The organism is Paenibacillus sp. MER TA 81-3, assembly GCF_023713585.1.
GTDB lineage: Bacteria > Bacillota > Bacilli > Paenibacillales > Paenibacillaceae > Paenibacillus_B > Paenibacillus_B profundus.
Genome location: NZ_JAMAWB010000026.1, coordinates 52,799 through 64,783 on the forward strand (window position 1 = coordinate 52,799; position 11,985 = coordinate 64,783).

Consider the following 11,985-nt stretch of genomic DNA (forward strand, 5'->3'; position numbering starts at 1 on the left):
ATTCGATTTAATTACTGTACATGCCAATAAACACTTCAAGAAAATGGTAGCGCCCAGTAGCGATCGATCACTTTCGTAGATCGAACCTGATATCGATCCAAGCCAAGGTGGACTTTCGCCGTTCGAAAAACGTTTCAATCGACCATCGCTTGCTATAATAGCTCAAAATTTGCTTGTTGGTTAGAGAAACATCTGCTTTCCAGCAGAAAAGGAAGACTCCATTATCAAGCAAATTGAGCTTTCCTTCGTATCGATAAACGCGATAAGAGTCTACTCCGATGGTCACGAGATCGGTATCAGACTTCGAAATAAACGAGGCAAATTCTTTAATCGATTGGCGAATCCCTTGTGGGTAGATGATACGATTGGTCTTCAGAGCGCTAATGACATGGAATCCTTGCTCGCTACTCACCTGAAGAACAGAGGCTGAGGGATGCCACGAATCCATTAATACGTAAGTTAGGTAATGAGACTTGGGCACTTGCCGGATCATATCACAAGCCAGATCAATCTTGCTCTTGCTTTTGGATTCATAACGTTCTGTTGCAAAGGGATATACTACATCACCCGCCCGTGACGAAGGTTTGGTTTTTTCACACACCGTATCATCTACAAGGACAAAGATAGGACTGTTTTTGTGTTAGCGCTGAATTTGACTTGCTGATAGGCGATATTACGTACGATTTGCTTCAGGAAACGTTCATCCCACTTCCCATGGGATAAAAAATGACTTAAGTTTCTACGATCCCGACGATGCAAGCTTTCACGATGTATGTCTGTTAAGGTACCTGTAAATCCAGATGACAACAAACCATCTACAAAGTAAGTGATGTGATTGAGTACAGATTTGTAAAAATACAACGGGAGTTTCCATTGCCGAAAGATATTGTTCCAATTGCGATGCTTTGTTAACGTATACGTATGAGACATTTCTTGATCTCCTCTATGCAGAGTGGTTGATAGCACTTCTATTTTACACAGAGAGTCAAGGGTGTCTCTTTTTACATTTAAGTACAGCGAATTTCGGCATGCACAGTAATTTACAGTAATTTCTGATAACGTTCTTGTATCTACGAACCCGAGAGGCTTAAGACGCACAGCGCCGGGTACGACGGACTTAGCCTCGCAGGGTTGTGAGCTGATTCCACTTCTTTGCCTATCTCTTCTTGCGAACCAAGGGCGACGCCCGCAGCGTAGATACGGTGTTAGGTGAAGTGCCATCTGAGTTGCTTACAAAATAAACGATTATTATAATGCCTACTTGTTATCAAAGAATCCTCCAGGATAATAATCATCCTCTTCTTTTTCAACATCGGGGTACCTATATAAATTGAATTAAAGAAAGATCACATTTCCAACCAATAACGATACGCTGTCACGTACTTCTCTCCACTCTCCCTCTCGTTCAGAAGGGGCATCCCCCCGTATGGTGAGGTTAACTTTGGTATACATGTCTCTAGTAACATTGCTTCTCAGACGATGCAGCAACATCACCTTTATATCACAACGCCTACAGTTGGAGACGCTCCTCCCAATATTACATCAACCGTTCGACCACACCATAGAGCGCCTGGGCGATGCTGGAATCGTTGTTACTGAATGGAGGGGAGAGTGATCGGAAACGCCGAACGGAAAGAGTACCGCCTCTCCAATATCTTGAGATAAGTAACGAAGCTGTTCTGATAACGTTTTTTTTGCGAAGTTCGCAAATACCCTATATACGGTGATATCTACGAACTTCGCAAATACCTACAAAGTCGTGAAAATGTACGAACCTCCCTGCATCAAAGGCAACTACTCTCTTCATTTCGTTTTTTCCCTCCCCCATATCACTATTATCCGATCGGGCGGAGCGGACTCATAACGCGCCGGATGGGATCGTTGCTGACATGCGTGTAAAGCGCTCCGTTGTTCGAGAGCTCGGATGATCAAAAAGCTCCTGAATATCCCGCAACTCCGTACCCGCTTCCAGCAAAGGGTAGCAAAAGAGCAGCGTAGCGAATGGACACTTGCAGGCTTTTCTTGTCAGATCTATTTCTTCTCCAGCTTCACTAAACGTTTCCAAATTCATACTCACAACGCTCACCTTCCCCTAAGTATACCTACAGTGTGTAATATTGGAAATATCATCTTACATAGAAAGAGACACCTCCTCCGCCTACAGACAGATTGAAGTGTCTCTGAAAAGAACGATGTACGCACATCCTTTTTTATTGACGATTCTCGTGCGCTTTTGATTGAATTCATTTAGGATCATTCATATCTCATCTATACTATCCGTTGCTTCGTTCCCCTGTGCAAAGTTGCGTTGGATCTCTTCCAAGAAGCATTGAACCGCAGGTGCCAAATACCGATTTTTCATAAACGTCAAATAGACCGTTCGTTCCAGCGCTGGTGAATCCATCGTTTTTCGGACAATCGATACATCCTTCGGTTCAACTAAATAATTTTCTGGGATAATGGCGACCCCAAGATTTTCTCCTACCAATGTCAAAGCGGTCTCAAACCGTTCAATTTCAAATTTGATGTTCGGAAACGCTTGCTCGAGCGCAAAGGCTTCTAAAATATCTTCCCTTGTCTGGAATCCTTCCATGCTAATAATGAAGGGTTCTCTTTCCAACTCTTTGAATATAATGGATTCCTTCTGGGATAGAGCGTGATCCCTATGCAGCACCAGGACTAACTTTTCCTTATACAAAGGGAGCGATTCAATATCATCTTCGTGGATGCACTGGTTTGTAATAATGAGATGGGTATGGTATTTCCGCAATGAATCGACTACCGATTTTCTGCTCAGCACCTCCATCAGCTTAATATGAATGGAAGGAAAACGGCCTTGATATTCACGGATCACTTTCGGAACCCACTGCCTCACGGACTCGATCATGCCAATCACAAGCTCCCCGCTGCCGGTCTGCTTTACTTCTTCCATCTCCTTTTTTAAAATGTTCATTTGGGAAAGAAGCCGAATCGATTTTTGATACAATACGTTGCCGGCATCCGTCAGTTCGATTTTTCTCGTGCTTCGTTCAAGCAACGGCGAGCCGACCTCACGCTCCAAATTTTTAATGGCATTGCTTAAAGAAGGCTGTGATATATGCAGTTTTTGTGCGGCTTTGGAATAGCTCAACTGATCGGCGACCGTCACAAAATAATGTAATTGTTTGATGTCCAAAACGATCTTCCCTTCGATTTATAACTTGATGCTATTAATTTATTTATATTATATATTTTAAATTATAAGAATGTCATCATATAATGAAACAACAGAATATGCAGAAAGGGTGGGGACATTGCCAAAACATGTTGGAGCCGATGTATGGACCGGCCGAATGGATCATACGGAAAGAAGAAGCAGCTTTCGCTACCATCAAATCGTGGAACGGGTGGAGCTGGATACACCATGGAAGACCTCCTCTACTAATACTTGCGCCATCATCGGTTTTGAATGCGAGGAAGGCGTTCGGCGCAATCAAGGGAGATTAGGCGCGGCGAACGCTCCGAACGCAATCAGACAAGCGCTCGCAAGTCTCCCCTGGAGAGCAGCGGAAGGTCATCGCCTTGTCGATGCGGGCAATGTGGTTTGTCCCGACGAAAAGCTTGAAGAAGCCCAAGAAGCATTGGGCCATGCCGTCTCTGACCTCTTTTCAAAATCCGCGACTCCCATTATTTTAGGCGGAGGACATGAGACGCTGTATGGACATTATTTAGGTGTCCGGCAACATATAGGACCAGATGCTTCGTTAGGAATCATCAACATTGACGCCCATTTCGACTTGCGACCCTACGACAATCAGCCTTCATCAGGAACGATGTTCCGACAAATATTGGAGCAAGACAGCAATAGCCGCTATTTTGTGCTTGGTATCCAGCGTTTCGGAAATACGCAGGAACTGTTTGATAAGGCGGACGATCTCGGTGCCCGCTATATTTGCGAGGAAGAGATGCATGAAGGACAGATGGATGACATCACTTCATCATTACACGCGTTCATGGAGCAACAGGATTATGTCATGCTCACCCTTTGTACCGATGTTCTCAATGCGGCATTTGCGCCGGGAGTCAGCGCTCCGTCTCCTTTCGGGTTAACGCCGATGGTTGTTCGTGCCCTTATCCGCACTGTCGCTTCCCACAAGAAAGCGCTTTCTTTCGATATTTGCGAGGTGAATCCGGCTGTTGACGAGAACGGAAGAACTATAAAGCTAGGTGCATACTTGACGAATGAAGCCATTATGGCATTTATGGGGAGGAACAATGATGACACTGGCACTTAATCAAGTGAATACGATATTTTTGGCCGTAGCCCTGCTCGTACTAGGAACCGTCATTGTCAGAAAATCGGGAGTACTGCAAAAGTTTTGTATTCCGGCGCCCGTTGTCGGGGGTCTGCTGTTTGCCATCCTGGCCACGATCCTGAAAACGACGGGGCTTTTGGAAATTGCATTGGATACCTCGCTCCAAAGTCTATTCATGCTCACGTTCTTCACCACGGTAGGCTTGGGCGCAAGCTTTCAACTCATCAAATTAGGCGGCAAGCTGCTCGTCATTTACTGGCTTGCCTGCGGATTTCTGGCTTTAGCGCAAAACGTGATCGGGGTTTCCCTCGCCTCGTTATTCGGCATTCATCCGCTGATCGGGATGATGGCAGGAGCCGTATCTATGGAAGGCGGACATGGAGCGGCAAGCGCATTTGGACAAACGATTGAAGATATGGGAATCGACTCGGCATTGTCTATTGGGATCGCGGCAGCTACCTTCGGTCTTATCGCCGGCGGTCTGGTTGGCGGCCCGACGGTAAAATATTTGATGGCTAAATACAATCTGAAGCCGACGGAAACAAAAGAAGAAGCAGCGGACGTGGAAGAAAACGTTCAACCGATAACGACAAATACCTTCTTCATCCAAGTGCTGCTCATTACATTCTGTATGGCGTTAGGGACGTATTTGGGAGAGCTGTTCACGTCAGCGACAGGCTTTGTCCTTCCCGGATATGTCGGAGCCATGTTTGTGGCCGTTATCGTCCGCAACATCGTGGATAAACTCAATCCGAATACGATCGATATGAAGAGCATCAACCTGATTAGTGACGTGACGCTTGGCATCTTCCTGTCTATGGCGCTCATGAGCATCAAGCTATGGGAAGTAGCCGATCTTGCGCTTCCAATTCTCGCCATCGTGCTTGTACAAGTCCTATTTATCGTTCTGTTCGGGATTTTCGTTTTGTTCAAGTTGCTGGGCAAAAACTATGACGCCGCCGTGATGGTCGCCGGTTTTACGGGACATGGCCTTGGCGCCACACCCAATGCAATGGCCAATATGGCTGCGGTAACGGAACGCTTCGGGCCTTCCCGAAAAGCGTATCTGATCGTTCCCATTGTAGGCGCCTTTCTTATCGATGTGTTTGCCGTGCCAATCATTATTACGACGCTGAATTTATTTAAATAATATCAACTAAAAAATAATCCTGATGACTATTTGGCGAAGATTATCGAAGGGGAGCTCTAGCGGCTCCCCTTCGTTCATTGGCCCGATGAATGATGGCTCTTCACGATGGCACGATAGTCTATTTTCCCGTTGGCATCCATTTTAATATTATAAAAGGGGCTGTTTTTCGACACATACAGCGTATGGCGGCGATGAGTCAGAAATTTGAGGGTGGCACTCTCCGTGAAATACGACTCGATTTCCTCGTATAATCGCACTCTGGCCGATTCCAATTGCTCACATTGGATCTGTAGCAGGAGGGACTGCACATGTCTTCGGCCCTCTTCAGACATAGACGACATGAAGTAATTGCCCTTGACCTGCAGCATGGCCATCGCCGACATCATCCAGTCCTTGCCGAAAGCAGTCCCCCCGACGAAGCAATCATACTTGTTGCGCGCTTCCTCGTCGATCTCCGCAGGAGATACGATCTCAAGCGAGCATTCCAGTCCATGCGCATGCAGCAGCCGCTCAAGCACCAGCGCTTCTCTCATATGATTGGCATCCGGCCGAATCTGCTGGACCCGAATGCGGATGACCGGCCACTGGATGTCAGGCTTTGACCGTACGTTTACCTGTGGCCTTTGACGCTCGGAACGGTGTGCCAAAAAGCTTGTCGCCGCGATTTCGCCCTCTTTCCTTAAACAAAACGCATCGCTCGAGATCGCATCATACAGCCAACGCCTAGCAGCCTCATCATGAAACACGCTCGTCTCATTGCAGTTGAGCAGCAAATAATCAGCTCCCTGCTCCACCTGCTCCATCCTCATCGCCCCTTCATCCGGCTCGCTCGATACGCTGGTCGACAAGCCGAATGTCAATGAATTGGGGGTATGAATCACCTCGACCTGATCAAGCCATGGCCGGTAGCCAAAATAATGCTCGAAGGCTTCCAGCTTGATCAACGTATCCGTTTGGCATGCCAGACGGAAAGGCCCGGCTCCTGCCGGAATGCCGATTTCGCCCTCCTCAATCCAACGGAACGACACAATGGACAGCTTCGGGCTGCACAACATTCTCGGGAATAAGTAGTTGCATTCCTTCAACTGTATTGTCAAGGAACCGTCATCCTGAATCGTAATGCGCTCGATAGCGATGAACATCCTGTCCCTGTTCACGGCTCGCCTCAATGCAGCCGCGACATCTTGACTTGTAACGGCAGAGCCATCATGGAAGCGCACCCCTTTGCGAAGCAGGATTCGCCAAGTTATCCCATCATCGCTGTCGACAGCTTGCGCAAGATTGGGCACCGCCTGTTGAAGCTCCTGATCGTACCGAAGCAGCGGTTCGAACAACTGTTCAACGAAATGGACATCATGCCGCGAAATCGTGTGCAGCGGATCGAGCACGACGCGCGTATTCGGATACGGATAGCGGAACACATCCAATGGCTTCGCATTATGTACAATATGGTGCAGGCCATACGCCTCCTCGATCAGCCGCTTGATCTCCTCGTCTTGGAACATATCGTGCTCCGCAATGAGCTGAAACGCCTTTTGAAAATCGTCTTTCTGCCACAGCGCTTGAAAATAAAGGCGAATCACTTCATGCAGACCCTTTTTCAACAGAAGACGGGGCTTCTTCCCTCTGCCTTGAAAGGAGGTCCAGCGGATTGCATCTTGCCGGTGCAGTTCTTTGAGGAGGGTCTTCGTATAACGCGTGGAGCAATGAAATACAGATGCCAGCTCGTCAATCCCCGTCTCGATCTCGATGCCTTGGGGAAAGCGTTTGGCTAGCTCAATCAAGTAAGGATACATACTCTTCCTCCTAAAAGGGGAACTAATCTTGAAATATGATCACTTTTTGTTCCTGTTTCTTCATTTTAAACTAGGTGTAACCTAGATGGAAGGAAGAAGAAGCATGACAAAGCAAGCATTGCCTCATTACCGGAATTTCCATGTGTTATATGCCGGCACGTTCATCGTCACCATGGGCAGCCAAATCTATAGCTTCATTCTGCCGTTATTTATTTACGAGTGGTCCCAATCCGCCATCGCCATGAGCACCATGCGCGTGATGGATTTTTTGCCGAACGTGCTGCTTGGCATGCTGGCGGGTGCGATGGTCGACCGGATAAATCGGAGGAAGATGATGAAGTGGACAAGCATGCTGCAAGCCGCGCTGGCCTCGATCCTCGTTCTGTCGATATGGCTTGACGCGCTGCATCTTTGGCAGTTGTATCTGTTCGGTTTTTTGCTTTCGACCCTAAGCTACACCTTCGGCAATGCGAAGCATGCGATTGTGCCGCAATTGTTTCCCCGCGAGATGCTGACGGATATTCAGGCCCGATTTTCCTTGCTTGGAACCGTTCTCTCGATCATCGGCCCTTCCATCGCCGGCTTCCTTATCATTTGGCTCGCATATGAATGGATGCTCTTCATTTATGTCATCAGTCTCATCCTATTATGGCTGACCGTCTTTCTGATCGATCCGGTGCCATCGCCAGAATGGAAGACAGGGCAGACCCTGTGGCAAGATATGAAGGAAGGGATTGCCGAGCTGTTCGGCAATCAGACGCTGCTTCCGCCGACATTGACCATTCTATTTACCAATTTTGCAACGAGTCTCGTTATCGGCGTTCTCGTATTTTATGCCGTAGATGAGCTGGGATCGTCACCGCAAGAGGTGGGCTGGATGTTCTCCGTCTCTGCGTTCGGCGGCATTGCCGGCGCGAAGGGCCTGAAGATGCTGCGTAAAAAATGGAAGAGAGGCGCCATTTTCCATGCCATGCTCTGCGTGGATGCGCTCGTGCTTTGCTTATTTTTCTTCGCGGCGCATTGGTGGCAGCTCGCGATACTGTTAGCTTGCCGGACCTGCACAACCGTTATCATCAACATCATTTATTTGGCGATTCGCCAGGAATCTACCCCCAATCATTTGCTGGGACGCGTCGCAGGCACTTCTTCGATGTTCATGAAGCTCGTATTGCCGCTTGGCTTGATCTTGTCCGGTCTATGGGCCGAGCATCTGCCGATCCCCTGTCTGTTCCTGATCTCCAGTGCCATTGTCGCATTCCTGGCCATCTATTTAGCCAAGGGTTCATTTCGATCGGCCACGTAAAAATAAGCGTAAACATGCTCTCGTCATGTTTACGCTTATTAGAATAATAATCTATAGAGGTTGTTTCAATCCTATATACTCTCCTGCTTTATTGCATCAATAATGTTTTCCTTTTTTACTTTTGCGCTGGAGTATAGCATTGCTGAACTAACGATGACAAATACGGCAGCGATGACATACATAACACTCATCCATGGAAATACAAATCCATAGTTAAATTTGTTCATCATCGCTCTGTAGATCAAGTACATCACGACGAAGCTGCTAGGAAGCCCGTAACACAGCGACTTAATTCCATAAAAGATGCTTTCATAGTTCATCATTTTGTTAAAGCCCTTTGGAGTAATTCCAACCGATTTCAGCATCGCAAATTCCCGCTTGCGCAAAGAGATGCTCGTGGAGATCGTGTTAAAAATATTCGCAATCGAAATCAATGAAATTAATGCGATAAAGCCGTAAGAAAATACGGACATCAACAGAATCTTCTGTTCGTTCTGTTTTCGATATTGATACATATTGTGAACAACCAAATTCGCCTCTTTCATATCTTCAATTTTCTGTTGCATTTTCATTGGATCCGAGCTTTGCAGGTAGAGATAGGTGTGACTCTCATCCTTCCCCTTATCGTACATAAACTGATCCATGACTCGCTCTGACACGATAATATTTAACCTGCCTAACCCTTCTGTAACCATCCCCATCGGATATTGATCGGTCAGTGCAGCTATTTTTACTTTGTTTACAAGTATTTCTTTTACTGAGCCCCCATCTATACGTGTAGAGATTACATCGATACTTTGGCCAACTTTCTTATAAATGGCCTTCGCTTCGACGTATTTTTCGGTTTCCATATCTTTATAGTGAATCGTATCGATTACAATCGCCGCTACATGTGTTGGGTCCGTTAGCTGGTTGTAATCTGCACCAACTGCTTTGGCATAAGCCTTCAGATTAGAATCATTTAATGCATTTATCCGAATGAAGTAAGGGTATTTTCCATCCCTAAGCCTGCTTTTATCCTCCTTTACCATCTCTTTCAATTGATCAGCGATTACTGCTTCTTCTAACCAAGCCTCCCCGTATAACTCGTGAATGACGCTGTATTCCTGTACATCATCAAGGGATGCAATGGATTGAAGCAACCGATCGTCTATTCTTTTTTCATTGCCGTACGACACTTGAAGATCATAATTGACGCCATCCTGTGAGAGTACCAAGGATTCTTTCAAGCTGGCGGTGAAAAAGGAGACGACAAGAAACAGAACGATACTGATAGCGAGTGAAAATACAATCGCGTTGTACCTTCGCTTGTTTCTTTTTAAGTTTTTCAATCCTATCTCTGCTTCGATTCCGAAGAGTCGGCGAATGAACATCGGCGTCCTCACGGCTTTCCCCGCAAGCTTCACATCGGTGGTTTGGCGAATCGCATCAATGGCGGAGATCTTAGACGCTTTTATGGCTGGGAAATACGTTGAAATGAAAATCGTCAGCATCGAAACAGCGCAGGCAATCAAGAGCGACAGCGGCGTGACGATGACCGTTAATTTTTCCGTAATCCCCAATGCCCCTTGAAGCATGGAATTGATGAACCACAAGGTCATCCCAATCCCGACAAGACCGCATATCATTCCCGTTGGAATACTGATCAACCCAATGATAACACCTTCAAAGAACACTGAATTTCTCTTCTGCCTCTTCGTAGCCCCTACGCTCGCAAGCATTCCTAAATGACGGGAACGCTCCGAGACGGAAATCGCAAACGCATTATAGATCAACGAAACCGAACCGATCATAATGACTGCCATAATAATGGCGGATAATGAAAACAACGTGTTTTGCGCAGCTTCGGTCTTGGCCACGCCATAATAGTGAAGCAACTCGTGATTATATTGGACGGATTCGATGTTGTTGTTCTTTGCCAAATTTTCCGCATGAGCGAACAAGGAACGATTGACTTTCTGCAAGACAACCGCCGCATTGACTTGATCATTCGCCCCCAGCAGGTTCTCATCCACATAGCTAATCGCCGTATATCCCGGCGCCCACGTCGGTTCCCAGGCAGGGCGCTTGATGATGCCGACAATCGAGTACTCCCTTCTCGTGACATTTTTTAAGGTCTCGGTCACATTGTTATTTTCCACTCGCAATGCTTCCCATTGATTCAGCGGCTTATCCCTGCCTTCAGTGAACCGTTCGCCAACCTGGAGAGCGAGCTGATCGCCGATCTCGTAGTTGACCTTTGCGTTCGTTGCGATGGCCTCGGAAATCACGACTTCCTTGTCTGTGCGCGGAAGACGCCCCTTGCTCAATTCAATCGGGAATTCAGCTAAACCTTGTGCATTATACTCCTTGATGAACAAATATGGCTTGCTTGGATTTTGACCTCCTGCCAAAGGTGCGTAGCCGCGATCTCTTATGAGCACAACGGTTTTAATTTCATCATCATTTTTAATCGCTTCAAGTTGTTCCCTGTTTACATCCTTGTATAGGACATGCCATTCCCCTCCATCCGCGATGGTTTGCCTTTTCATGACATCCAAATAAGAAAAAGCAAGCGTGGCCACAGCCGTCACCATCGCCACCGAAATCACGACGCCAATGATGGTGACCAGCGTTCGTTTCTTGTTGTGCTTCATATGTCTGACGGTGAGTCTATTGACGATATTCATGGGCGAATCACCTCATCCTTGGCGATCCGTCCGTCTTCAATCGAGATGACCCTGTCCGCTTGCAGAGCAATCCGTTCATCATGGGTAATCACGATCAGCGTCTGTTGATAGGTTTTGTTGCACATTTTCAGTAAGTCGATGATCTCGCTGCTATTCTTGCTGTCCAGGTTGCCGGTCGGCTCATCCGCCAGCATAATCGCCGGATTGCCAATGAGCGCTCGGCCAATCGAGACCCTTTGCTGCTGTCCGCCGGATAACTGATTCGGCAGGTGGTTCAGACGCTGCTGCAGGCTCAGCGTCTTCACGAGATCGTCAAGCTGCTTCCGATCCACCTTCTGCTTATCAAGCAAGAGCGGCAGCGTAATATTTTCTTCCACCGTCAGGACGGGAATCAGATTGTAGAACTGATAGATCAAGCCGATTTGCCTGCGTCGAAAAATCGCTAACTGCGTTTCATTCAAGCTGTACATGTCCGTATTATCAACGAGGATTTTGCCGCTGGTCGGCCGGTCCACGCCGCCTAACAGATGCAGCAGCGTCGATTTCCCTGATCCGGATGGACCGATAATGGCGACGAACTCCCCTTTTTCAACCGAAAAAGAAACATCATCAAGCGCTTTAACCGATGACTCGCCCTTCCCGTAAATTTTAGACAGATGTTCGATGTGTAAAATGGTCATGGTACAACCTCCATAGATTTGCTGATGGAACTCATTTTATCTGTCTAAAATGACTTTCCAGTGACTCGGAAAATGACAGTTTAGTCACCTGG

General features: G+C 47.0%; 9 protein-coding genes. 3 read left to right on the plus strand and 6 right to left on the minus strand.

The window, feature by feature from the left end:
* Positions 1-67: 67 nt before the first annotated feature.
* The 3 genes from M3650_RS26865 to M3650_RS26875 form a co-directional block, all read right to left on the minus strand.
* Positions 68-493 carry a transposase gene (locus M3650_RS26865; protein WP_251579271.1) on the minus strand — a complete coding sequence of 142 codons (426 nt, stop codon included), beginning with the start codon at positions 491-493 and terminating at the stop codon, positions 68-70.
* Between the two features lie 1,365 nt (positions 494-1,858).
* A complete protein-coding gene (locus M3650_RS26870; RefSeq protein WP_251579202.1) occupies positions 1,859-2,077 on the minus strand; it encodes a hypothetical protein in 219 nt (72 codons plus the stop codon).
* Between the two features lie 180 nt (positions 2,078-2,257).
* Positions 2,258-3,175 (minus strand): LysR family transcriptional regulator, encoded by a 918-nt coding sequence (locus M3650_RS26875; protein WP_251579204.1) that lies wholly within the window; start codon positions 3,173-3,175, stop codon positions 2,258-2,260.
* Positions 3,176-3,332: 157 nt separating this feature from the next.
* On the opposite strand from M3650_RS26875, the gene hutG reads away from it, so the two are divergent.
* Positions 3,333-4,274: a formimidoylglutamase gene (hutG, locus tag M3650_RS26880; protein WP_251579206.1), complete on the plus strand. Its 942-nt coding sequence runs from the start codon at positions 3,333-3,335 to the stop codon at positions 4,272-4,274.
* The gene (gltS, locus tag M3650_RS26885) at positions 4,258-5,445 is read left to right on the plus strand and encodes a sodium/glutamate symporter (protein WP_251579208.1); all 1,188 of its coding nucleotides are present in this window, start codon (positions 4,258-4,260) and stop codon (positions 5,443-5,445) included. The genes hutG and gltS overlap by 17 nt, the downstream gene beginning before the upstream one ends.
* A gap of 74 nt (positions 5,446-5,519) precedes the next feature.
* Here gltS and M3650_RS26890 read toward each other — a convergent pair whose 3' ends face one another.
* A complete protein-coding gene (locus tag M3650_RS26890) occupies positions 5,520-7,241 on the minus strand; it encodes an ABC transporter substrate-binding protein (protein WP_251579210.1) in 1,722 nt (573 codons plus the stop codon).
* Between the two features lie 103 nt (positions 7,242-7,344).
* Here M3650_RS26890 and M3650_RS26895 point away from each other — a divergent pair, with 103 nt between their 5' ends.
* Positions 7,345-8,544, plus strand: coding sequence for an MFS transporter (locus M3650_RS26895; RefSeq protein WP_251579212.1), 1,200 nt, complete (start codon positions 7,345-7,347; stop codon positions 8,542-8,544).
* A gap of 71 nt (positions 8,545-8,615) precedes the next feature.
* On the opposite strand, the gene M3650_RS26900 is transcribed toward M3650_RS26895, so the two are convergent.
* Both M3650_RS26900 and M3650_RS26905 read right to left on the minus strand, forming a co-directional pair.
* Complete coding sequence (locus M3650_RS26900; RefSeq protein WP_251579214.1) at positions 8,616-11,213, minus strand: ABC transporter permease; 2,598 nt, start codon at positions 11,211-11,213, stop codon at positions 8,616-8,618.
* On the minus strand, positions 11,210-11,893 hold the full coding sequence (locus M3650_RS26905) for an ABC transporter ATP-binding protein (protein ID WP_251579216.1): 684 nt from the start codon (positions 11,891-11,893) through the stop codon (positions 11,210-11,212). Before M3650_RS26905 ends, M3650_RS26900 begins: the two co-directional genes overlap by 4 nt.
* Between the last annotated feature and the right edge of the window lie 92 nt (positions 11,894-11,985).